This window comes from Vibrio cholerae ATCC 14035, assembly GCF_000621645.1.
GTDB lineage: Bacteria > Pseudomonadota > Gammaproteobacteria > Enterobacterales > Vibrionaceae > Vibrio > Vibrio cholerae.
The window spans coordinates 1-24484 of sequence record NZ_JHXR01000024.1 but is presented as its reverse complement, the minus strand read 5'-3'; the positions used below and the strand labels follow the sequence as shown (position 1 = coordinate 24484).

14 protein-coding genes and 2 pseudogenes are annotated in these 24484 nt (G+C 45.5%); 4 read left to right on the top strand and 12 right to left on the bottom strand.

Features of this window, described 5'->3' with window-relative positions; translation table 11 throughout:
- Window position 1 precedes the first annotated feature (1 nt).
- The 6 genes from T411_RS0113125 to ccoN form a co-directional block, all read right to left on the bottom strand.
- Window positions 2–2374, bottom strand: coding sequence for a heavy metal translocating P-type ATPase (locus T411_RS0113125; protein ID WP_000361691.1), 2373 nt, complete (start codon window positions 2372–2374; stop codon window positions 2–4).
- A gap of 4 nt (window positions 2375–2378) precedes the next feature.
- Complete coding sequence (locus T411_RS0113120; RefSeq protein ID WP_000240593.1) at window positions 2379–2855, bottom strand: FixH family protein; 477 nt, start codon at window positions 2853–2855, stop codon at window positions 2379–2381.
- A gap of 78 nt (window positions 2856–2933) precedes the next feature.
- A complete protein-coding gene (gene ccoP, locus T411_RS0113115) occupies window positions 2934–3914 on the bottom strand; it encodes a cytochrome-c oxidase, cbb3-type subunit III (protein ID WP_000206865.1) in 981 nt (326 codons plus the stop codon).
- Window positions 3915–3921: 7 nt separating this feature from the next.
- The gene (locus tag T411_RS0113110) at window positions 3922–4086 is read right to left on the bottom strand and encodes a CcoQ/FixQ family Cbb3-type cytochrome c oxidase assembly chaperone (protein WP_000351118.1); all 165 of its coding nucleotides are present in this window, start codon (window positions 4084–4086) and stop codon (window positions 3922–3924) included.
- 11 nt (window positions 4087–4097) lie between these two features.
- Window positions 4098–4718 carry a cytochrome-c oxidase, cbb3-type subunit II gene (gene ccoO, locus T411_RS0113105; protein WP_000097777.1) on the bottom strand — a complete coding sequence of 207 codons (621 nt, stop codon included), beginning with the start codon at window positions 4716–4718 and terminating at the stop codon, window positions 4098–4100.
- 13 nt (window positions 4719–4731) lie between these two features.
- Window positions 4732–6159 carry a cytochrome-c oxidase, cbb3-type subunit I gene (gene ccoN / locus T411_RS0113100; RefSeq protein ID WP_000076722.1) on the bottom strand — a complete coding sequence of 476 codons (1428 nt, stop codon included), beginning with the start codon at window positions 6157–6159 and terminating at the stop codon, window positions 4732–4734.
- 258 nt (window positions 6160–6417) lie between these two features.
- On the opposite strand from ccoN, the gene T411_RS0113095 reads away from it, so the two are divergent.
- The 3 genes from T411_RS0113095 (at window position 6418) to T411_RS0113085 (ending at window position 9775) form a co-directional block, all read left to right on the top strand.
- Complete coding sequence (locus tag T411_RS0113095; protein WP_000718618.1) at window positions 6418–6774, top strand: hypothetical protein; 357 nt, start codon at window positions 6418–6420, stop codon at window positions 6772–6774.
- Window positions 6775–6941: 167 nt separating this feature from the next.
- Window positions 6942–8060, top strand: coding sequence for an FIST signal transduction protein (locus tag T411_RS0113090; protein ID WP_000377951.1), 1119 nt, complete (start codon window positions 6942–6944; stop codon window positions 8058–8060).
- A gap of 2 nt (window positions 8061–8062) precedes the next feature.
- Window positions 8063–9775, top strand: a complete 1713-nt coding sequence (locus T411_RS0113085; protein ID WP_001912429.1) for an ATP-binding protein — start codon at window positions 8063–8065, stop codon at window positions 9773–9775.
- A gap of 60 nt (window positions 9776–9835) precedes the next feature.
- Here the strand turns inward: T411_RS0113085 and T411_RS0113080 are convergent, their stop codons facing one another.
- From T411_RS0113080 to rtxB, 3 genes and pseudogenes are all read right to left on the bottom strand, one after another.
- A complete protein-coding gene (locus tag T411_RS0113080) occupies window positions 9836–11995 on the bottom strand; it encodes a type I secretion system permease/ATPase (protein WP_001097338.1) in 2160 nt (719 codons plus the stop codon).
- A gap of 2 nt (window positions 11996–11997) precedes the next feature.
- Window positions 11998–13359: an HlyD family type I secretion periplasmic adaptor subunit gene (locus T411_RS0113075; protein WP_001092347.1), complete on the bottom strand. Its 1362-nt coding sequence runs from the start codon at window positions 13357–13359 to the stop codon at window positions 11998–12000.
- Window positions 13356–14513 (bottom strand): annotated as a pseudogene (gene rtxB / locus T411_RS01000000119455) (RTX toxin T1SS ABC transporter subunit RtxB); the annotation flags it as partial. The gene T411_RS0113075 and the pseudogene rtxB, both read right to left, overlap by 4 nt.
- A 108-nt stretch (window positions 14514–14621) precedes the next feature.
- Here rtxB and T411_RS0113065 point away from each other — a divergent pair.
- On the top strand, window positions 14622–22514 hold the full coding sequence (locus tag T411_RS0113065; protein WP_001911009.1) for an alpha/beta fold hydrolase: 7893 nt from the start codon (window positions 14622–14624) through the stop codon (window positions 22512–22514).
- 457 nt (window positions 22515–22971) lie between these two features.
- Here T411_RS0113065 and ctxB read toward each other — a convergent pair whose 3' ends face one another.
- From ctxB to T411_RS0113050, 3 genes and pseudogenes are all read right to left on the bottom strand, one after another.
- Window positions 22972–23346, bottom strand: a complete 375-nt coding sequence (gene ctxB / locus T411_RS0113060; protein WP_000593519.1) for a cholera enterotoxin binding subunit CtxB — start codon at window positions 23344–23346, stop codon at window positions 22972–22974.
- The gene (gene ctxA / locus T411_RS0113055) at window positions 23343–24119 is read right to left on the bottom strand and encodes a cholera enterotoxin catalytic subunit CtxA (protein ID WP_001881225.1); all 777 of its coding nucleotides are present in this window, start codon (window positions 24117–24119) and stop codon (window positions 23343–23345) included. Before ctxA ends, ctxB begins: the two co-directional genes overlap by 4 nt.
- A 112-nt stretch (window positions 24120–24231) precedes the next feature.
- Window positions 24232–24484: pseudogene (locus T411_RS0113050) on the bottom strand (zonular occludens toxin); the annotation flags it as partial.

Sequence of the window (24484 nt, the reverse complement as noted above, 5' to 3'; positions counted from 1 at the left end):
GTTATCTCCCTTGCTTTTTCAGCAGACGAAGTGAGTTGGTCACGACAATAATCGAACTTCCCGACATCCCTACCACTGCAATATAGGGTGCGACTAATCCTGCAACGGCAAGAGGTAAAATCAGTAAGTTGTAACCCAACGACCAAGCGAGGTTTTCGCGAATGATTTTACGCGTTTTCAGCGCGAGCTCTCTTGCCTCAAGCAATTTATCTAAGCGATCACCAATGAGTACCATATCTGCTGAGGCTTTAGCGACATCTGTACCTCCGCCCATCGCAACAGAAATATGAGCACCAGCTAGTGTTGGAGCATCGTTAATACCATCACCAACCATCATAGTCACGTCGGTTTTATTCAATTCTCGTAGATAGGTAAGCTTGTCTTCGGGCTTCGCCTGGGCGACTACCTTATCGATTTGCATCTCATTAGCAACGCTTTGGGCATTGGTTTGTGAGTCTCCTGTCAATAAAGTGATTTTGATGCCTGCAGCATGGAATTTCTCTATAAACGCTTTAGCTTCTTTACGAATTGGATCTCGGTAATGGAAGGTGGCAACATGTCGTCCATCCAGCGATAAGAAAACACAATTGTGTGCGGAATCTAGTGGATTGCCTAACACAAATTCTGCGCTGCCAATTTTGACTTTCTGTCCTGCAAAGACACCTTCAATCCCGCTTCCGATGATATTTCTTACTTCGCTCACCGTGACATTTTCTGCCTTATAAGGACGAAAGGCTTTGGCTATTGGGTGGTTGGCATGGCTCTCAAGCTCAGCCGCTATCGCTAGACAAGATTCTTTCGTTAATGAATCCAGTGTTTCGACAGTGCTAATTTCAATATTGCCATGGGTGAGGGTGCCCGTTTTGTCGATGACTAAATGATTCACTTTGCAAAGCGTTTCGAACACGTGATTTTTGCGTAACATAACCCCAACGCTACCCATACTGGAGGTCGCGCAGGTCAAGGCGGTCGGTGTTGCGAGAGAAAGTGCGCAAGGGCAGGTGGCGACTAATACCGAAAGCATAATCCAAAACGCATCTTCAGGTCGTACCTGATGCCAGAAAAACCATGTGCCTGCAGCAATAACTAATATGATGGCAACAAAGTAACGCGCCACAATATCGGCAATTTCCGCAATTTTTGGCTTGGAGGATTGAGCATCATCTTGCAGTCTCACAATATTGGAAATAACTGAATCGGCTTTTGAAGCGGTGACACGCAGATCAAACGATTCATCACCATTCAGTGTTCCAGCAAACACGTGATCCCCTGTCGCTTTGACAACGGGTAAAGACTCACCCGTTAACATAGATTCATCAATATGAACTCGGTTATTAATGATTTCACCATCTGCTGGAATGTGTTCACCAGGCAAAACTCGTACACAGTCGCCGGGCTTGAGCGTTTTTACCGGTACTTGTTGACCGTCTAACGTTGTTGCAATCGCGGGGATGAGTTTCAACAGGTTACCACTTGCGGCAGCCGCCTTACGTCTCGCTCTCATCTCTAAAAAGCGGCCTACCAATAAGAAGAAGGTAAACATGGAGATCGATTCGAAGAACACTTCACCTTGTTCGGTAATGGTTGCGACTAAGCTTGCTATATAAGCAAAGATGAGTGCGAGAGAGACGGGGACATCCATGCCTAAAGTGCGACCACGAATACTGCGCCATGCATTTAGGTAAAATGGAAGGGCCGAGTAGAGTAAGACAGGAGTAGCAAAAATTAAGCTCACCCAGCGGAAATAGTTTTTAAACTCAGCATCCAGATCGCCAAACGCCTCGAGATAAAGTGCGACAGCCAGCATCATCACCTGCATGCTCGCCAATCCCGCGATACCAAGACGATACAAGTATGTTTTCATGGCATCGTGGTATTGCGTTTCATGCTTGTCAGCTTCAAAAGGCGCGGCTTTATAACCCAGTTTATGAATTTGAGCTAATACATGGCTTAGCTGGGTTTTGGTTCGGTCCCAGCTGAGGAGCGCTCGATTGGTTGTTGTATTGACTCGAATAGAGACGACGCCCGGCTCGGTGTGTAGCTGTTTTTCAATTAACCACGCACAGGCGGCACATGAAACACCATCGAGTGACAATGTCACCTCAGAGTGGTCATCTTTGCTACGCACAAACTCGGCTTGGACATCACTATTGTCGTAGTGAATCAAAGCTTTCAATTGCTCGGGAACCAATTCCACCTTTTCCGCTGGTGCGGTGCGGAATTGGTAGTAAGAAACGAGGCCACTATCGACAATGGTTTGAGCAACCGTTTGGCAGCCGGGGCAGCACATGTCACGTTGTTCACCCAAAATATCAACGTGGAAATTTGTGCCGGCAGGTACATCCTCACCGCAGTGATAACACGTTTTGTCCATGATCTTAATTCATTAATGCCGTTGGAGAAGAGGGGAAGGTGACGCGACCTTGGACAAGCCATTGGCCATCATGCGGAGTCAGTTCGATAAACCAAGGGCCTTGCAGTTCATTCTCCAGATTTAAGCGATAAATTCCTTTTGCATCAGCCGTAATCAGCTGAGAAAAATCGCGATCAGGCAGTGTGCGATGAGCAAACATGGCTTGAATAGCAGGGAAGTGAGCAAGTTGACCTTTGTCGAATTCAATGATGACCGTGCTACCTTCAGAGTGAACGGTAGCGTTCAATCCCAACTCTTTGGCGACATTGATTTTAGTAAGATCAATATTAATGCCTTTGCCTTTTTTATAGTAATCCTCAGTGACTAATGAAACAGAGTTATTTGCAAAAACAATAACGGTGACGACCGTCCAGATCACTACAGTGAGAGGTAGTATGATCAGGAACCAAGGCCAAAATTGTTTATACCAAGGCTTTACCATAAGAAAGTTCTCTACAACGAAAAGAGGCTAAAAAATATAAGAAAGACAGCCCCTTGAAAAGGGGCTGTTATTAGAATGTTACTTATTCTCTGAGTTGCTTAAGCTCCATACATAAGCGGCAACCAATTGAATCTTTTCTTCACCTAAAGTATTGATCCACGCAGGCATAACACCTGAGCGACCGTTCATAACCGTCTCGGTTACATCAGCACGAGAATCACCAAATAACCAATCATTATCTGTTAGGTTTGGTGCACCAAAGGCTGGGTTACCTTTACCGTCAGTACCATGACATGCAGAACAAACGGCGAAACGAGCTTTACCTGCTTCTGCTTCTTTAGCATTCACAGAACGACCCGACAGGCTTAAGGTGTAACTAACGACTTCCTTCACACCTTGCTCGCCTAAAATGTCTTTCCATGCTGGCATTTGGCCAATACGGCCATGGCGAATGGTGGTCACAATCGCTTGTGGTTCACCACCATACAGCCATGCATCATCAGTCAAGTTAGGAAAGCCTTTTTGGCCGCGAGCATCTGAGCCGTGACATTGAGAGCAGTTCTGTAAAAACAGGCGTTGACCTACTTTTAAAGCATCACTATCGGCAGCGATATCTTGGATTTCGCGTAAGTTAGTGGTGCCGTCTTGATAAGCCAAACGTTTGAAAGCTTCACCGTAGTAAGCTTCAGCGTCGTCCAGTTCTTTTGAATACTGAACCAGTTGTTTGTTTTGCTGTGCGGCAGCAATCGAAGCACGTGATTCTTCAAGAGAACGTACGGTCTGGTCTGAACTTTGCCAGCCGAGAATGCCTTTAAAGCTGCCTAAACCTGGGTAAAGGGTTAAATAAATGGCTGCAAAAATGAAAGTACCAATAAATAGATAGGTCCACCATTTTGGCAACGGGTTGTTCAACTCGCGAATGCCATCGTACTCATGGCCCATGTCAACGCCTTCTTCAACACCCATTTTGTCTTTCAGACACCAAACGAGCAGAATAGCGCAACCGAGCAAAGTACCCACAGTAATCACGATGATCCAAAGACTCCAGAATGTAGTCATTACTTAGTCACTCCTTGTTTTTCGAGGTATTTTGCTCTTCATCGGCGAAGATGAGGTTTGCAGCTTCATCAAAACGCGCTTTACGCTTTTTGCCATAAGCCCACCAAACCACGCCTATAAAGCATACGAACAGCACTATGGTCCAAATACTGTGAATAGTACCGATATCCATAATTACCTCTGCTATTTCATTGCATGACCAAGAGATTGAAGATAAGCAATGATGGCATCCATCTCTGTTTTACCTTCTACATCTTTTGTCGCATTTGCGATTTGTTCATCTGTGTACGGAACACCAAACTTGTCACGGAACAAGGTCATCTTTTGTTGCGTGTATTTACCGTCCAGAGTGTTTTTTGCCAGCCATGGGAATGCAGGCATATTTGATTCAGGAACCAGTTCACGTGGGTTCAATAGGTGAACACGGTGCCATTCATCAGAATAACGACCACCCACACGTGCTAAGTCAGGACCAGTACGTTTAGAGCCCCATAAAAATGGGTGTTCCCAAACACTTTCACCTGCCACAGAGTAATGGCCATAACGCTCGGTTTCAGAACGGAATGGGCGCACCATCTGGCTGTGACAAACGTTACAACCTTCACGGATGTAAATGTCGCGACCTTCGAGTTGCAACGCGGTATAAGGTTTGAGGTTCTGTACTTCTTCCGTGGTCTGTTTTTGGAAAATCAATGGGGTAATCTCAACCAGAGCACCCCAACTGATGGCAAAAACAATGAAAATAGCCAGTAAGCCGACATTACGCTCAAGTAGTTCATGGCGATTATTAGAATTAGAACTCATTGCTTAATTCTCCTTATGCCGGTTGCACAATAGCTTTTAGGCTATTTTTAGGTGCAGAAATGGTCTTATAGGCGTTGTAAGCCATCAGGAACATCCCAGACAAGAAGATGAAACCACCGATGAAACGCACGGTATAGAACGGATATGACGCTTGCACTGACTCGACAAAGCTGTATGTCAGTGTGCCGTCAGAGTTCACTGCACGCCACATCAAACCTTGCATTACGCCAGAGATCCACATTGCAACGATGTACAGAACTGTACCAATCGTGGCTAACCAGAAGTGAGCGTTGATCAGACTGACAGAGTACATGCGTTCTTGTCCAAAAAGACGTGGGATAAGATGGTAAACAGAACCAATCGACACCATTGCTACCCAACCAAGCGCACCAGAGTGAACGTGACCAATCGTCCAGTCGGTGTAGTGGGATAGAGCATTGACGGTCTTGATTGACATCATCGGGCCTTCAAACGTAGACATGCCGTAGAAAGACAGAGAAACGATCAAGAAACGAAGAATTGGATCATAGCGCAGCTTATGCCATGCACCAGAAAGAGTCATGATACCGTTGATCATCCCCCCCCAAGAGGGTGCGAACAGCACGAGAGACATTACCATGCCCAAAGACTGAGTCCAGTCAGGTAGTGCGGTGTAATGCAAATGGTGCGGACCTGCCCAAATATAGAGAGAAATCAGAGCCCAAAAGTGAACGATAGACAGACGGTAAGAGTAGACTGGGCGTTCAGCTTGTTTAGGAACAAAGTAGTACATCATGCCTAGGAAGCCGGCCGTGAGCAGGAAACCTACAGCGTTGTGACCATACCACCATTGCACCATGGCATCGACGGCACCAGCGTAGATAGAGTAAGACTTACCCATCGAAACGGGGAGCGCCATACTGTTTACAATGTGCAATACCGCAACGGTAATAATAAAGGCACCGAAGAACCAGTTAGCCACGTAAATATGAGATGTTTTACGTTTTACTAGGGTTCCAAAGAACACAACCGCATAAGCGACCCAAACCGCTGCGATGGCGATGTCGATTGGCCATTCCAGTTCTGCGTACTCTTTACCTGAGGTGTAACCCAAAGGTAAGGTGATTGCAGCGGCAACGATAATCGCTTGCCATCCCCAAAAGGTAAAGGGAACTAACGGTCCACCGAACAGACGAGTTTGGCAAGTACGCTGCACAACATAATATGATGTTGCAAACAGGGCACTTGTACCAAACGCAAAAATTACCGCATTAGTATGCAGAGGACGTAAGCGACTGTACGTCAACCACGGCGTATCAAAGTTTAGCTGTGGCCAAACTAATTGAGCGGCAATCAAAACCCCTACAGCCATACCGACGATACCCCAGAGAATTGTTACCAGGGTAAATTGGCGGACCACGGTATAGTTGTAGTTTTGTTCAAGCTGCTTTTCTTGGCTCATTTGCATGCTTCCAATGTTTAATTAACTACACTTTTACTTCCAACACGACTTTCGTCGTAACACCACCCAAATCCACAACAAAAACAATGACATCTAAACTGTTAATTCTTGTTGCTGACTTTATGAAAAAGTGGCATTTTCAACGTCTAACTATACTTCAATTAACAATTCAATGACAGTGTAGTAACCTTACACTCCATCAGGTTTTGGCCTTTTATTTCAAAAATTTGAAGTTTGTTACACGAGGAACCCGCGTTCATGGCAGCCGAAAAACTCACAAAAGCCCGACTTGCTCAAATCCTAATCACCTTGCTGGTGTTGATTAGTGCTTTTCTATGGCGAACCTTCTCACATGAAAGTGGTACGCACATCACCTGTGGAATGGAAAAGCCTTGTCAATTTGATATAGAGGGGAAGCGGGTGACTGTCTCTCAACTCGGGTCACGAGACGTTCCCAAGTACTCCATTTCGCCATGGGATGAGCAATGGTCAATCGAAGTGAATGGTTCGACGGAATTCCAGTCTGGAGTGCTATTAGTGTCCCCAACAACGCAAGACAATATCGAGCTTAAAATTAACCATGGCATCACACTAAAACTGCGTTACCTACCGTAGAATCATCACTCAACGCCTAAACCATAGATTGGCACTATTTAAACACTCCGATATATCAGGTATAAATAGTGTCATCTCACGTATACAAAACTCGTTCAATGCGGCTAAAAACAACCGTTTCTACTCAAGTTGATGTCTATTCTTGTATCCATGAACTACAACAGTCTATGGATAGCAATGGTTTATCGAATTTAATCTGCTATTTCACTGAAGAATACGATGCTCAACTTTTATCCTCAATGTTAAAAGCGGCATTTCCCGGCATTCCAATTATCGGATGTTCTTCCTGTCGTGGTGTGATGACGCAAGATGGGTATTTTTCCAATCCGGCAGTGGGAATCATGGGGATTTATGATAGTCCTCAGGCTGCTTACGGCACGGCATTGATCTCTCTTTGCGATAATCGCCCCATCCCTGAGTTAATTGATCAAGCGATTGATAATGCACTAGAAAGTGCCGATAGAACGGGAGAGTTACCTAGTCTTGTGCTTTTGCATGCTACACCCGGTATTGAAGAAGTTTTGATTGAAGGAATCGATAACAAGTTTGGCTCTCAAGTCCCCATTATTGGCGGGAGTGCTGCGGATAATTTCATCAGTCAAAATTGGTCTATCTTCACGCAGGAAGGTGCTACCGATAAAGGTATTGCATTGCAACTGATGTTTCCATCGCAGTCGGTTTTTGGTGGATTCAGCGCAGGATATTCTCCAACTGAATTTTCTGGTGTGATCACGAAAGCCAAAGGTCGAGTGATTGAGGAAATTGATAACGAATCGGCCAGTGGACTTTATAAAGAGTGGATTGGGGATCACTCGGGAATTCAAATCACGGAACAGTACCTTTTCGAACATGTGACTCGGTTTCCTTTAGGGAGAGTGGTGGGAAAGGAGGAGAGCTGTTCACCTCAATATAAGCTTACTCACCCCGTGAGAAGGACTGAAAATGGCGGGCTAGAAATGTTTGCGAATGTGGAAGTCGGAGAGCAAGTAAGCTTGATGACGGGATCGCAAAATCAGCTTATTGAACGTGTGACGCGCGTTATTCAGGAAGCGAGTTATAAAAGTTATCAAGATCGGGCGTTATTTGGTTCTTTAACTATATTCTGTGCTGGTTCCATGTTGAGGCTTGGTCAAGATATACATAAGGTTCAACAGAAAATAATGGAGCAGCTCAATGGTTGCGCTTTTATTTGTCCCTTCACTTTTGGAGAGCAAGGCCGTTTTATTAATGGTGAAAATGCGCACGGTAACTTAATGATTTCTTCTATTGTATTTTATGAGGCATGAAAATGGATTCTGAATACACAGAGAAAGTAAATGAATTGACTCTTGAGTTACAAAGAAGCATTGAACGAGGAAAACAGCTTGTAGAAGAGAATAGGGTAATTCTCGCTGCTATCTCTGCATTCAGTGTTGCTACCAACAAAAATCATATCTTTGAAGAATTAAAAACATTATTGAATCGATATATTCAGTTTGATGATTTTATTGTTATTTCCAAAGATAAAAACGGTCACCAGTTTCGTACGGCGATTGCCTCAAATGCCTCATTTAATGATGTTGTTTGGCCAAACGGAGTTAAATTTCAGCGTGTGCTGAATGGTGAGTGCATTCTGTTATTTGAACCTTGTAAGTTAGATGAGTTTGCCTGCTTAATGGGGTCGATTGATAAGCCGGTTTATTCCGCTTTGATTACTGGGATTCAAGCTCAAATCAGCGATTCTGTCCTCATCTTATTAGGGCAGAATAAAGGTCAGTTTTCTCTTGAAGCAAAAGAGACGTTGTCACGTTTTAGGCCGCTGTTAGAAAGAGCTATCTCAGATATTGAACATAAAGAAGAGTTACAAAAACTCGTAGAAATAAGAACGCGTGAACTGCGTTTGGCGCAAAAACTGGCAGAGCAAGCTAACCAATCTAAGTCCAACTTCCTCGCGATGATGAGCCATGAGCTCAGAACTCCGTTGAATGCGGTGCTTGGATTGATTGATATTTTACGTGGAGAGTCAACGAGTTACCAAGTTGAGCTGCTTGAGCAGATGGAAAACTCTGCCGAACTTCTTCTCATTATTATCAATGATATTTTAGATTTAAGCCGAATCGAGTCTGGGCACTTTTCATTACACTGTCACTGGTTGGATCTAGAAAAGAAACTAGATCAATCTTTGGTTTATCACAGACAGATTGCGCAAGATAAAGGTGTGCATTTTTATGTTCAATCGAATAAGAATCCAACATTAGAGTACTACACCGATTCGGCAAGGCTCACACAGATACTTTTTAATATTGTTGGTAACGCCATCAAGTTCACTAAACAAGGTCAAGTTGATGTAGTATTAGACTACACCAAGGATGGCGTCGTATTTCGAGTCAAAGATACAGGAATTGGGATTGAAAAGAATCGGGTAGAACAATTATTTACCCCCTTTATTCAAGCGGATAATTCAATTACAAGAAATTATGGTGGTACAGGGTTAGGCCTTGCGATTACCAAACATTTGGTTGAATTGATGGGTGGCACAATCCAAGTTGAAAGTGAGTTCGGTATAGGCACAACCTTTACTTTATATATTCCACTTCAATCTCGCTTGAAAAATATTAAACCGAGTACGTCCTCATCCCAACAAATCGTAAATGTAAAAAATCATCACATTCTTGTTGTGGAAGACACAAAGACCAATCAAATGGTCATTCAATTACTACTGAATAAGTTGGGCTATGATGTCACGATTGCAGAAAATGGGCTGCAAGCGGTGGAGCTTTTAGAAAAAAATCATGTATTTGATCTGGTGCTAATGGATATTTCCATGCCGATTATGGATGGTATTGCTGCAACCAAAATACTCCGAGATAAACATATTGAAATCCCCATTATCGCACTCACTGCTCACACCGCCGGGAGTGACAAACAAAACTGTATTGATGCGGGAATGAATGACATTGTACTAAAACCGATCCGCAGCAAAGACATCATGGAGGTTGTGAAACGTTTCCTTAATCCATAGCTAGATTGGTAGATCTCAGCCTGCATTAACCTGCGGATCTTCTACCGAATTCTCAACCTGCTATTCTCCCACTTGTTGCGTCCAAAGTTTGGCGTACAGCCCTTGCTGGGCAAGCAGTTCTTCATGTGTACCGCTTTCGGCGACTTGTCCTTTATCCAAGACAAAGATGTTGTCAGCATGGCGGATGGTATTGAGGCGATGGGCAATACTGATCACAGTGCGACCACGACATATTTCATCCATATTGCTCATGATTGACGCTTCAGAATTGTAGTCGAGAGCAGAGGTCGCTTCATCCAGCAGTAAGATTCTAGGATTGACCAGCAAGGCTCTCGCTAAGGCGATACGTTGCCTTTGACCTCCCGAAAGCGCTGCACCTTTTTCCCCAACCGGTTGGTTAAAGCCGTGGGGAAGTCCTTCAATAAATGCTAACGCACCTGCTAATTGAGCGGCATGACGGATTTCTTCATCGCTGGCCTGCGGTTTACATAAACGAATATTGTCCGCCACACTTCCGGAAAAAAGAATGCTCTCTTGTAGTACCACACTCATATTGCGGCGCAGAGACACGGGATCCGCAATCGCAAGATCCATTCCATCCACCAGCACTTGGCCATGTTGCGGAACGTACAAGCGTTGCAACAGGCGAGTGAGTGTGCTTTTGCCTGAACCTGATGGTCCAGTAACGCCGATAAATTGCCCCGGTTTGATCTTGAGTGATAGATTGGCCAGTACCTCAGGGGCATCTTGGTGGTAACGAAAGCGAATGTTACTAAACTCAATGCCACCGTCGAGTTCGGGCACGGACGCTAAGCCTTGTTTACTGTTTTCTCTCGGTTCATCGAGAATATCGCCAACCCTTCTCAGTGCGATAAGAGTGTGCTGAAAATCCTGCCAAATTTGTGCCAGTCGCAGAACGGGCTGAGTCACATGGCCTGCGAGCATATTGAAGGCCACTAGCTGACCGGGAGTGATTTCACCTTTGAGTACCGCGCTCACGCCCCACCAAAGCAGCAGTGCCGCAGTCAGCTTCTGCACCAGAGCGATAGCTTGCCCAGCGATGAGCCCCGATTTTTGTGCATCAAAGCTACGGTTTAGTTGCTGGCTAAGAATACGTTGCCACTGCTCAAGAAAGCGATGCTCCGTCGCGGTCGTTTTGATGGTTTCAATACCAGTAACGGCTTCGGTCAAAAACGTCGTGGCATTAGCGTCGGACTCGTATTCAGATTCCACTTTTTTGCGGATCAGCGGTCCTGCAATCAGCCACAACACAAAATAAATCACAAGCGAGCCAATCACTAACCAAGTCAGTGTACTGGCGTAATGGAACATGACAGCGAGAAAAACCGTCACAAAAATCAGATCAAGTAATAGCATCAAAGTTGAACCCGTCAGAAACTGACGGATTTGCGCCATTTCACGCACTCGCGCAATGATTTGCCCAGTTTGGCGCTGCTTGAAATAGGTTAATGGCAGACCGACTAAGTGCCGATAGAGTCGGCCTGACAGCTCTGCATTCACTTGGCTTGCAAGATGGCCAAATACGGTATTGCGTAAATAGCTGTATGCTGGCTCAGCTAACGCTAACATCGCCAGCGCCAGCACATGCAAGCTTGATAGGCTTCGTCCCACGAGCACTTTATCGATAACATTTTCAAACAGCATCGGGCTAACCAGCGCAAATATCTGTAGCGCGATGGCGTAAAGAAACACATCTCGCAGTTGGTTTTTTTGGCGAAGAATGGAAGGGGCGAACCAGCTTAAACCAAATTTGACCTCTTTGACGCTCAGAGACTCATCCGCAATCAGCATGACTTTGTAATGCGCGGTGGATTCAGCCGATGTGAACGAGAGTGTGTGCAGAGAGTCGGTTGCAGGATCGTAGGCCGTCCAACCGTTATCATCGGTTTGAATCATCACTTTCCAGCCACCCTGATATTCGATAAGAGCGGGGAGTGGCAGCGTATTGAACGCTTGAATACTAAGCTTTGTTATTTGGCTTTTCAGGCCAAGATAGTCGGCGGCCTCTCTCATTTCCATGTCAGTGAGATTGGCGTAGCTTACCCCTAGCGCGTGTTTCAGTTGCGAGCTGGTCGATTTTTTGTGAAATTGCTGACCTGCGTAGACCACAGCTTCGATACCCCAATTAGTTCTTGGAGACTCTTGTGGTAACGTTTGTTCAGCAAGCCTATGAGCGTCGGTTGTAAAACGGGTGTTCATTGCTATCTCTCCCTCAACGCTTCAGCTTGGTATTCCTGAATCGGGCTAAGCAGATAGTCAATCACACGTCGTTTATCGGTTTTGATTTCCGCGACGACCGACATGCCGGGAGTGAGTTCGACCGTTTGTCCATCAATCATAATATGGTTGGTTTTTAGCTGAATTTGAGCAGGGAACACCAGCCCTAACTGTTCATCTGTTGTTGAGTCTCGCGAGATACTGAGTAGCTCGGCATCGATTGTGCCGTATCGTGTGTAGGGGAAGGCATCGACTTTGACCGTGACCGATTGGCCTGGGTACACGAAACCGACATCTTTATTGAGAATTTGCACTTCTGCCTGTTGCACACGGTTCTCAGGCACAATGATCATCAAGTTTTGTGCCGGTTGCAGTACTGCCCCAAGGGTATAGACACTCAACTGTTGCACAGTGCCGTCAACGGGCGAGCGGATGATTTCGAGTTGCTCACGCTCACGAACCTTAGAAAGTTCTTGATTTAAAGAAGCCAATTGCAATCTGGCCTGTCTGCGCTTTTCCAACCACTCTCGCTGCTTTTGCGCTTTGAAGCCCGTTAGCCGCTCTTCAAGGCTTTCATATTGCGATTTAAGCACTTCCAGCTCGGCTCGCTGTTGGGCCACTTGGCGCTGCGCTTCGAGCAGCTCTTTTTCTTGTTCAAGATACTCGACATGACCGATCACTTTGACTTGGTTGAGCTTTTTGCGGGCAGCAAGGCGCTGACTGATGTTTTCTGTGAGCTGCAACAACGCATGGATATCGCTTTGGCGCGCGGCCTGCGACGTGCGGTTCACCTTCATCTCGGCGGTGATGCTTGCCAGCGTTGAGTCGAATTCGTTTTTTTCGCTGAGATAGTTTTCATGGATCAAAGCTTGTTGTTCGGCTGGTAGAGCGGTAAACATTGGGTCATGAGTCAAGAGCTGGTCATTAAGCAAGGTGCGATAGCGGATCAACTCGTTCGTTTGAAACTCTGCTTGGCTGACCAAACGCGTAATATCTTGATTGACGCCCAAGGTATCAAGAGTCAGCAATGGGGCGCCTTTTTCAACTCGTTGACCATCTCTGACGTGGATGCTTAACAGTCGGCTTTGCTCATAAGACTGAATCACTTGCGAACGCCCAGATACAACAAGGCGGCCAGTGGCGGTGGCCTGTACATCTAATTTTCCCCAATACGCCCAGAGCAAGGCTGCGAGCACACCTAAGCTGAGCGTAAGCGCAGTCACGCGAGCAAAAGGCGAGGGAGGACGCTGAGCCAAAGCAAGATGTGCGGGCAAAAACTCATAGTGATGTTCTGTGGGTTGATGTGGTGACTTTTGACCAAAGAAACGCTTCATGATGGTGTTCATGCGGAGGCTTCCTCTTGTTTGAGCTCTTGCTGAAGCTGCCATAACTGTTTGTATTGTTTGCCGTAGGCGAGTAATTGTTGGTGTGAGCCTTGCTCAACAATCGTGCCCTGATGAAGCACTATGATGCGATCGCAATCACGCACCGTAGACAAGCGATGAGCAATCGTGATCACCGTACGGCCTCTGGCAATGCTGGCCATATTGGCTTGAATGACGGCTTGAGATTCGTCATCCAGCGCACTGGTTGCTTCATCCAAAATCAGCACTTTCGGATCTGATAAAAGGGTGCGTGCAATCGCGAGACGCTGCCGTTGACCACCTGAAAGCGATTGACCACCTTCTGCTAATACCGTGTCGTAACCCATGGGAAGTTTGAGGATGAAGTCATGTGCGCCCGAGAGTTTTGCAGCCTCAATGATCTCTTCCAAACTTGCCTCAGGCTTAGATTGGGCAATATTTTCACTCACGCTTTTGTGAAATAAAAAGTTCTCTTGCAATACCACACCCACTCGCTGTCTGAGCTGTTGAACATTGATGTGATTGAGTGGAATGCCGTCAATGGTAATACTGCCTTGCTCAGGGCTATAAAGTCGCAACAACAGACGGGCGAGGGTGCTTTTGCCTGAGCCCGAGGTGCCGACCACCCCCAATGTTTCACCTGCACGGATGTCTAGCGACAAATCATTAATGGTAGGAGGAATATCCGGTTGATAACGAAAGAGGATGTTTTTGAAACTAATAGCGCCGCTTATAGTGACATTGTCACTCCCTGTGTGTTGTTCTACTGGTAGGTTAAGCATATCGCCGAGCTTCTCGATGGCGACCCGAGTTTGAATAAATTGTCCCCACAGCTCGACCATCCGCGCTAAGGGCTGCGCAATGTGGTTGGTCATCATGTTGAAAGCGATCAGTTGACCAATGGTCATCTCAAGTGAGAGCACTTCCGTCGCCCCCAACCATAAAATGGCGACGCTGGTGATTTTTTGCAGCAACTGCACTAAATGGTTAGAACGGTTATTAAGCTGCTGGACGTCATAACCCGTTGTGACCATTTTTTCGGTTTGTTCATCCCAGCGTCGGATAAATCGCGGCTCAACCGCCAAACTTTTCAGCGTTTCACTACCGGCTACGGTTTCAGTGAGAAATGAGGTATCAGTGAAGGTTTAACCGAACAAGAGCAAGAAGCGCTAGAAGGTGCGACCAACGCAGTGAACCGTTTGCAAATTAACGCAGGTATTCGAGCGAAAAACAGCGTTAGCAGTATGACTTCTATGTTCTCTGAAACAAATAGCAAGAGCATTGTTGTTCCTACCAAAGTCTCGCCTGAACCAGAGCGCCAAGAAGTGACTCGTAGAGACGTCCGTATCTCAGGGGTGAACCTCGAAAGTCTAAGTGCGGTACAGGGAAGTCAACCAACGGGTCAACTGGCTTCGAAAAGTGTCCCCGGATTTAAAAGCCATTTCGCATCGACATCCATTGGTATAGAAAATGAGTTATCCGGTCTGGTGGTGGTTTTACCGAAAAACTCAGCGCAGACTTTTGGCTATGTGCATGATTCACAAGGTAACCCATTGTTCATGCTAACCAAGGATATGAATCAAGGTGGTTATAGCAACCCAGTGGGTATCAATGATATTCAAGGGGTGAACAACTGGCAGACGCATACGATTGAACTGGTTACATATCCTAGTGAAATCAGTGATACAGCAGCGGTTGAAAGTCGTAAAGAGGCAATGCTATGGCTTGCGAAAGAGTTTACCGATCATATCAATCAGTCTAACCACCAAAGCTTACCTCATTTAGTGAGTGATGACGGTCGTTTCACTCTGGTTATATCGAACTCTAAGCATCTTATTGCGGCGGGTAACGGAACCTCTATTGATGCACAAGGCAAGACCATAGGAATGACCCCTAGTGGCCAACAAGCAACAATGGCGATCAGTGCGAAAGAATTTGGTACAAGCTCGTCGCCGGAAGTCAGACTGCTTGAATCTGCGCCTTGGTATCAAGCAGGGTTGAGAGATGAGTTTTTAGCAAACGCGAAAAACACCACGTTGGATGATCCCGCTACAGCACAAAATGTGTATGCCTATCTCACGTCTGTCTATTCAAAAACAGCAGATTTGGCCAAAGAGTATGGGATCTACATCAATGATTGGGATCCTGCCTCTGAAGGTTTTTCACCGAATGCTCAAGGGTTAACGGATCCGAAAGTCAAAAATGCTTGGAGCATATTGCCAAGAACTAAACCCGTTAGAATGCTGGAACTTCTGAGTGCGGAAGACTCACGCTACGTAAGGCAACAAATTGCGGAAAAGCTGAAAGGCACCTATTCAGAAAGCCTTGCTAAGAACGTGTTTGAATACTTCCAATATGGTGGAGAAGTCGCTGGACATGGAATCAATAATGCGACGACAGGAAGTGTGCAACAGCCTGAACCAGCGATCTTATTTGAGTTTCGCAGTGTACCGAGTGCATTAAGTGACTTTGTACCCAAAACAGCGTCAACGGTGAAAGTGGATGTTAAGGCACTCGATCATTTTGACTCGGCAAGCCGTAAAGCCATCATTACTGAAGTAAATGCTTTGGTTAGCGGTAGTGAGGATTTCGATGCTTGGTATCAGGAGTATCGAGCAAGCAAAGGACAGCCGCCAGTCAAAAATCCTAAGTCCAGTGCATCCGCCAATCACAAAGCTGAATGGTTGATGACGCAGCATGCTGAACAATGGGCGAAAATTACCGCTCCTTATACTGATAACCATGAGACGCTCACATCTACCAAGCTTGCTTCTAACGATAAAGAAGAATTACACGCTTTAGGTGAAACGTCGAATCTAGAGAATAACAAGCAGCAAGAAAACGTCGCTTCCATAATTAACACCATGTTAAATGACATGCTGCCATTCTATGCACTTCGTACCGAACGAAATCTACTGGTACAAGAAGGAGATGAAGGCTTCGAAGTGCGTGCTTGGCCAGGAACCGAAGACAAGAGTAAAACCATTATTCTTGAGGATCCTGAAGACGCGGCTCAGCACAAAGCCATCGAACGCTTCATTCTGGCCAACTTCGATAATTTCGAACAAATGCCAGACGAGCTCTTCTTGGTGGATAACAAAGTGATTTCACACCATGAAGGTCGTACACATGTGTTGGCGCAAAAAGTCGATGGTGCATGGCAATACAACGCCACAGTCGAGCTGATGTCAGTCACTGAACTACTGGATGCGGCGAATGTAACGGGTAAGATCCGCGGTGAAAGCTATCAGCAAGTGATCGACGCATTGACTGATTACCACGCCAGCATCACTGAGCACGCAGATTATGAACCGGAGTCCGTGGAAAAACTGCTCAACTTGCGTAAAAAAATTGAAGGTTATGTACTCGGACACCCAGACTCAGGCCGTGTTGAAGCGATGAATTCACTGTTAAATCAGGTGAATACGCGTTTAGATGAAGTTTCACTGCTGTCAGTTGCTGAGCAAACTATCCAAGCGCAAAACAGTTTCAGCCGACTATATGACCAGCTAGAAGCCGCTAACTTGAAAGAGAGTAAGCACCTTTATCTGGATCAAAATGGTGACTTTGTTACCAAAGGCAAAGGTAATCTTGCCAATATCGATCTGCTAGGTAGCCGCGAAGCTGTGCTTGAAAAAGTGAAGTTAACAGTAAGTAACGAGTACGGTCAAACCGTTGCGGATACAATTTTTGCTGGATTATCAGCCAAAGATCTTGCCAAAGACGGTAAAGGGGTTGATATCGCGGGTTTGAATAAAGTACATCAAGCGATTGAACAGCATCTGTCACCTGTCAGCGCCACGTTGTACATTTGGAAACCGAGTGATCATAGCGCGCTAGGTCATGCCGCATTGCAAATAGGCCAAGGTCGCACGCAACTTGAAGGTCAAGCTGCAGCTGATTTTAACCAGCAAAATTACGTAAGCTGGTGGCCACTAGGCAGCAAGTCATCCAATATCAGCAATATCTTGAATGTGGCCACAAAAGACCAACCTGATCTTAAGCTGCGCTGGAGCGACTTCAGTCAACCTGCACATCAAAATGACACGCTTGAGCATGATGTTGCTTCGGAAGAAAACGATGGCTTTGGTTTGCATGATGGCGACATTAAGCTGAAACGCTTTATCGAGAAGCTCAATGCCGCGAAAGGAATTGACGCTTCATTTAAAGAGGCTTCTGAAGGTTACGCGAGCGTACTACTGGGTAACCCAGATATGCTCGAAACGACAGGTATTCCTGCACATGTTTTCCAACCATTTGTCGAACAATGGAATGACACCAGTTATGACATGATGGACGTGGCACACCGTTTTGCGCAAGAGCTCAGACTACAGGCTCAAAGAAGTGACGATCCCGAACTGCTTGAAAAGCGCATCGGCAATGTGATTCGCCAATTTGCAGAAAGAGCACTGGAAGAGATCGAAACCTTCAAAGCAAGCCAAGCCGATCAAGGTCGAGTATTCCGAATTAACCTTGAAGGCCTCGATGTGGCGGCAATGCAAGCAGAATGGCATCGTCTAAGCAACGATCCGGATGCTCGTTATCAATTACTGACCAAAAACTGCTCCAGCACAGTGGCTAAAGTGTTGAAAGCCGGCGGGGCGGATAAACTGATTGGCCATACATGGCTGCCTAAGTTTGGTGTTTGGACGCCGACCGAGCTTTTCAACTTTGGTCAGGCACTGCAGGAAGCTCAGCTGGAAATTGCCGCGAAGAAGCAAAGTCATCAAGTCACTGATGTCCTTGATGCCTTGTCAGGCAATGAGAAGCCTAAAGAAAACGTGGCGATTGAAAATGATGGTACGCCACCGCGCGATAAAGAATCTCTGAGCCCATTGACTCGATTCCTCAATAACGAGTTGTATGGTGATAAAGAGGCTCGCCGTAAGATTGGCGAAATCACGCAAACCCTACTTGATCACGCGGTGGAAAAAGGTGAATCGCAGAAAATCACTCTGCAAGGAGAAGCGGGCCGTCTAACGGGGTATTACCATCAGGGAACAGCCCCAAGCGAAGGTGAAACGAGCTCGCCAAGCGGCAAAGTCGTATTGTTCCTGCACGGTTCTGGTTCTTCTGCTGAAGAGCAAGCGAGCGCGATTCGAAATCACTACCAGAAGCAAGGTATCGATATGCTCGCAGTCAACCTGCGTGGCTATGGTGAAAGCGACGGTGGACCAAGCGAAAAAGGCTTGTACCAAGATGCTCGCACCATGTTCAACTACCTAGTGAATGATAAGGGTATTGACCCAAGCAACATCATCATTCACGGCTACTCAATGGGCGGTCCAATTGCCGCAGATTTAGCACGTTATGCCGCGCAAAACGGCCAAGCGGTGTCTGGCTTATTGCTTGACCGTCCTATGCCAAGCATGACCAAAGCAATCACCGCTCACGAAGTGGCGAATCCAGCGGGCATTGTGGGGGCTATCGCGAAAGCGGTTAACGGCCAGTTCTCTGTAGAGAAAAATCTCGAAGGTTTGCCAAAAGAGACATCCATTCTGCTGTTGACCGATAACGAAGGTTTGGGTAACGAAGGTGAGAAACTTCGTACCAAACTCACTGCCTCTGGTTACAACGTCACTGGCGAGCAGACATTCTATGGTCACGAAGCAAGCAACCGTTTGATGAGTCAATATGCGGATCAAATTGTCTCCGGTTTGTCCAGCAGTGCAAGTGTAGATGAAGACCTAGATCAACAAGGGTTGGATACCACATCAACCAAGGATCAAGGTATCTCAAATAAGAATGATCATCTGCAAGTGGTGGATAGTAAAGAAGCATTAGCGGATGGAAAAATACTCCATAATCAAAATGTTAATAGCTGGGGCCCGATTACGGTTACACCAACGACAGATGGTGGTGAAACCCGCTTCGACGGTCAAATCATCGTTCAAATGGAAAACGACCCGGTAGTAGCAAAAGCGGCAGCCAATTTAGCAGGTAAACATGCTGAAAGCAGTGTGGTGGTGCAGCTCGATTCAGACGGCAACTATCGCGTGGTGTATGGCGATCCGTCAAAACTGGATGGAAAGCTACGTTGGCAGTTGGTGGGGCATGGTCGCGACCACTCAGAAACTAACAATACTCGCTTAAGTGGTTACAGTGCCGATGAGTTGGCCGTGAAATTGGCCAAGTTCCAACAGTCGTTTAATCAAGCCGAAAACATCAACAACAAACCGGATCACATCAGTATTGTTGGTTGTTCTTTGGTGAGTGACGACAAGCAAAAAGGCTTTGGTCATCAGTTTATTAACGCGATGGATGCGAATGGTCTTCGTGTCGATGTCTCTGTTCGTAGTTCTGAACTGGCCGTAGACGAGGCGGGACGTAAGCATACCAAGGACGCGAATGGCGATTGGGTTCAAAAGGCAGAAAACAACAAAGTTTCGCTAAGCTGGGACGCGCAAGGTGAAGTTGTTGCCAAGGATGAACGTATTCGCAATGGTATTGCGGAAGGCGACATCGATCTCTCTCGTATTGGTGTCAACAATGTCGATGAACCTGCTCGTGGCGCGATCGGTGACAATAATGACGTGTTTGATGCGCCAGAAAAACGCAAACCAGAAACGGAAGTGATTGCCAATTCTAGCAGCAGTAATCAATTCAGCTACTCAGGTAACATTCAAGTTAACGTGGGCGAAGGGGAGTTTACGGCGGTGAACTGGGGGACATCGAATGTGGGCATTAAAGTCGGTACTGGTGGCTTTAAATCGCTGGCCTTTGGTGACAATAACGTTATGGTTCATATCGGTGACGGTGAAAGCAAACACAGTGTTGATATCGGTGGCTATCAAGCACTGGAAGGTGCGCAAATGTTCCTCGGTAACCGTAATGTGAGCTTTAATTTCGGACACAGTAATGATCTGATCCTAATGATGGATAAGTCGATCCCAACTCCACCACTCGTCAATCCATTCGACGGTGCCGCACGTATTTCTGGTGTGTTGCAAGGTATTGCTACGTCTGGAGAGGGAGAAGATTGGCTTGCCGCTCAAGAGCAGCAATGGACACTGTCTGGCGCGAAGAAGTTCGTCAAAGATATGTCTGGTTTGGATCAAAGTAGCAGTGTGGATTACACCACATTAGTTGAATTGGATTCACAAAATGAACGTGATAGCCGTGGCCTGAAGCACGATGCAGAAGCGACACTGAATAAGCAATACAATCAGTGGCTAAGCGGTAACGGTAATAGTGGCACGAGTCAGCTCAGCCGCGCTGATAAGCTTCGTCAAGCCAATGAAAAGCTAGCATTTAACTTTGCCGTAGGTGGACAAGGGGCGGATATTCAAGTCACGACGGGTAACTGGAACTTTATGTTCGGCGATAACATTCAGTCGATTTTGGATACCAACTTAGGTTCACTGTTTGGTCTCATGACGCAGCAGTTCACCGCAACGGGACAAGCAAAAACCACCTTCACTTATACGCCACAAGATTTGCCGCGCCAGCTCAAGAATAAGCTACTCGGCCAGTTAGCTGGAGTAGGGGCTGAAACGACATTGGCGGATATTTTTGGTGTGGATTACACCGCGTCAGGTCAAATTGTTTCGCGTAATGGTCAAGCCGTCGATGGAGTGGCGATTCTCAAAGAGATGCTGGAAGTCATCGGTGAGTTCAGCGGAGATCAACTGCAGGCTTTTGTCGACCCAGCTAAGTTACTGGATAGCTTGAAAGCGGGTATCGACATGGGAGCGGATGGCATCAAGTCTTTTGCTGAAACTCATGGGCTGAAAGAGAAAGCGCCTGAAGAGGAAAAGGACAATTCTTCGGTTTCTGTTAATGGTGCGAACGTGAACAGTGCGCAAGGTGCGACTGTGGCTGATGGCAATACTGAAACAGCAGAAACACAAGATCGTGCCTTTGGCTTTAACTCGCTTAACCTGCCTAACTTGTTTGCGACTATTTTCAGCCAAGATAAGCAGAAGGAAATGAAGTCACTGGTGGAGAATCTTAAACAGAATCTCACCGCCGATCTGCTGAATATGAAGGAGAAAACGTTTGATTTCCTTCGTAATAGTGGCCATCTCCAAGGAGATGGTGATATCAACATCTCCCTAGGAAACTACAACTTCAACTGGGGTGGTGATGGTAAAGATCTCGGTGCGTATCTCGGAGATAACAACAACTTCTGGGGTGGACGAGGCGATGATGTGTTCTACGCAACAGGCAAGTCAAACATCTTCACGGGTGGAGAAGGCAACGACATGGGCGTTCTGATGGGGCGTGAAAACATGATGTTTGGTGGTGATGGCAACGACACGGCAGTGGTTGCTGGACGCATTAACCATGTCTTCCTTGGTGCTGGTGACGACCAGTCGTTTGTCTTTGGCGAAGGTGGTGAAATTGATACCGGTTCAGGCCGTGACTATGTGGTGACTTCTGGCAACTTCAACCGTGTGGATACGGGAGATGATCAAGACTACTCCGTTACGATTGGCAACAATAACCAAGTGGAACTCGGAGCAGGTAATGACTTTGCCAATATCTTTGGTAACTATAACCGTATCAATGCCGGTGCGGGTAACGATGTGGTGAAACTGATGGGTTACCATGCCGTGCTAAACGGTGGTGATGGAGATGATCACCTGATTGCAACGGCCATCTCTAAGTTCAGCCAGTTCAACGGTGGTGAAGGCCGTGATCTGATGGTACTTGGTGGTTATCAAAATACTTTCAAAGGTGGCACGGATGTGGACAGCTTTGTGGTGAGCGGTGATGTTATCGACAACCTTGTGGAAGACATTCGCAGCGAAGATAACATTGTCTTCAATGGTATCGATTGGCAGAAACTGTGGTTCGAGCGCAGCGGGTATGACCTGAAACTGTCGATTTTGCGTGATCCGTCTAACGACAGTGACCAATCGAAGTTTGAGCATATTGGTTCGGTGACATTCAGTGATTACTTTAATGGTAACCGCGCTCAAGTGGTTATCGGAATGAGTGAGAAAGACCTGTCGGGTGAACGTGAATACACCATGTTATCGGATAGTGCGATTGACGCTCTGGTTCAAGCGATGAGTGGTTTTGAACCGCAAGCGGGTGACAATGGCTTTATCGACAGCCTAGAGAGTAAATCTCAAGCTGCGATCAGCATGGCGTGGTCAGACGTGGTTCACAAAAAAGGATTGATGGTGTAATCGCGTAGCCCAAATTTAAGCAGCAAAAACAAGCTGCCAAAATATCCAAGAACTCCGCCTTAGTGTGGAGTTCTTTTTTAGCGAAGCAAACCTAAACACATTTGAAAGGTTGGTAACAGGTTTTCAAATCAAGGGATTACAGAAACACTTTGGTGCACACAATTGACGTAAGTACAGTGACAATGTCACTAATAATCATACTTAACATTGTCAAATGATAAATATGATTATTAGGTATTTTATGGTAAATACAGTTATGTTTAATGCTGGATTAAGAATAGGGAGCAGATTGGGGTTTGCGACCTCTTTTTATGCCTTAATTTAACATAACGCACGTAATACGCACTAAGGATGTGGAATAAAAACATCATACTTGCAGTAATACATGTTTGGGCAAAACGGTTGCTTCTCATCATCGAACCACAAAAAAGCCCACTGAGGTGGGCTTTTTTATATCTTAATTTGCCATACTAATTGCGGCAATCGCATGAGGCGTTTTATTATTCCATACACATAACTTTTCGACTTTAGCTTCAGTAAGATATGCAATCCTCAGGGTATCCTTCATCCTTTCAATCGCTTTTTTTTGTGAATCTATATGTTGACTACCTGGTACTTCTACTTGAAAAGTTGCACCATTCTTAAAAGTAATGATAGCCATCTCTCTTTTTCCAGCTAGAGATTCTGTATACGAAAATATCTTATCATTTAGCGTATGTATTTGTGTGTTGTGGTATTCTGCACACAAATCAGTAATATTTTGAGGTGTTCCATGTGCATATGCTGAAGATAGTAAAACTGTAAAAAAAACACCAAATTTTAATTTAATCATAATTCATCCTTAATTCTATTATGTGTATCAATATCAGATTGATAGCCTGAAAATATTTGTCTTTTAACTTTAGATTGGTATTCGTCAAGGAATTTTACACCTAGACTTTGGGTTTTTTCATCGCAAGTATTACTCATCGATGATCTTGGAGCATTCCCACAACCCGGCGGTGCATGATGAATCCACGGCTCTTCCCTCCAAGCTCTATGCTCCGGAGGGAAACCTGCCAATCCATAACCATCTGCTGCTGGAGCAATATCTAAGTTACTGTAATATCTATCTCTGTAGCCCCTATTACGATGTAATTGTTCATCAAGCACCCCAAAATGAACTCGATACCATCCATATATTTGGGAGTATGGAATCCCACCTAAAGCAGAAACTTCTTGTTCATCTGGATGAGGACTGTATGCCCCTAATACATCATTAACGTTAAACATGTTGGGTGCAGTGGCTATAACATATATATAATAAGTAGAATGACCAGACAATATAGTTTGACCCACTAAGTGGGCACTTCTCAAACTAATTGAGGTGGAAACATATCCATCATCGTGCCTAACAAATCCCGTCTGAGTTCCTCTTGCATGATCATAAAGGTTGATATTCATTTGAGTACCTCGGTCAAAGTACTCACTCTGTCCTCTTGGCATAAGACCACCTGACTGCTTTATTTCATCAGGAGGTCTAGAATCTGCCCGATATAACTTATCATCATTTGCATATGAAAATGATGATAAGAAAATAAAAAACACAAATATTATCTTTACCATATAATGCTCCCTTTGTTTAACAGAAAAATAATTGATCAAAACAATTAAATAAGTAAATAAATTTGTATTATTTGAAATCAAAAATCAAAAATCAAAAATCAAAAATCAAAAATCAAAATATACTATTTAGTCCTTTTTTATCATTTTCTGTTTTTATCGGTAAACCCCGTTTCACTTCTACCCACAGCGCTTGCGCTGCAAAGGTATCGAACACCACAAAGTGATTGAAATCCGGTAACGGTAGCACCTTGTAGCGGTAGCTCGATGCAAACAGCTCTGTTGGGACGCTGCCACTCTCGGTTTCAAAAAACACTGTAAGCGTATCCTTGTAAATGTGATGACCTGTCGCCCATAGACCACGATAA

Bases quoted from the DNA above. Each gene is read 5' to 3' on its own strand.
- T411_RS0113125 (WP_000361691.1), bottom strand. From the start codon at position 2,374: ATGGACAAAACGTGTTATCACTGCGGTGAGGATGTACCTGCCGGCACA.
- T411_RS0113120 (WP_000240593.1), bottom strand. From the start codon at position 2,855: ATGGTAAAGCCTTGGTATAAACAATTTTGGCCTTGGTTCCTGATCATA.
- ccoP (WP_000206865.1), bottom strand. From the start codon at position 3,914: ATGACTACATTCTGGAGTCTTTGGATCATCGTGATTACTGTGGGTACT.
- T411_RS0113110 (WP_000351118.1), bottom strand. From the start codon at position 4,086: ATGGATATCGGTACTATTCACAGTATTTGGACCATAGTGCTGTTCGTA.
- ccoO (WP_000097777.1), bottom strand. From the start codon at position 4,718: ATGAGTTCTAATTCTAATAATCGCCATGAACTACTTGAGCGTAATGTC.
- ccoN (WP_000076722.1), bottom strand. From the start codon at position 6,159: ATGAGCCAAGAAAAGCAGCTTGAACAAAACTACAACTATACCGTGGTC.
- T411_RS0113095 (WP_000718618.1), top strand. From the start codon at position 6,418: ATGGCAGCCGAAAAACTCACAAAAGCCCGACTTGCTCAAATCCTAATC.
- T411_RS0113090 (WP_000377951.1), top strand. From the start codon at position 6,942: ATGGATAGCAATGGTTTATCGAATTTAATCTGCTATTTCACTGAAGAA.
- T411_RS0113085 (WP_001912429.1), top strand. From the start codon at position 8,063: ATGGATTCTGAATACACAGAGAAAGTAAATGAATTGACTCTTGAGTTA.
- T411_RS0113080 (WP_001097338.1), bottom strand. From the start codon at position 11,995: ATGAACACCCGTTTTACAACCGACGCTCATAGGCTTGCTGAACAAACG.
- T411_RS0113075 (WP_001092347.1), bottom strand. From the start codon at position 13,359: ATGAACACCATCATGAAGCGTTTCTTTGGTCAAAAGTCACCACATCAA.
- T411_RS0113065 (WP_001911009.1), top strand. From the start codon at position 14,622: ATGACTTCTATGTTCTCTGAAACAAATAGCAAGAGCATTGTTGTTCCT.
- ctxB (WP_000593519.1), bottom strand. From the start codon at position 23,346: ATGATTAAATTAAAATTTGGTGTTTTTTTTACAGTTTTACTATCTTCA.
- ctxA (WP_001881225.1), bottom strand. From the start codon at position 24,119: ATGGTAAAGATAATATTTGTGTTTTTTATTTTCTTATCATCATTTTCA.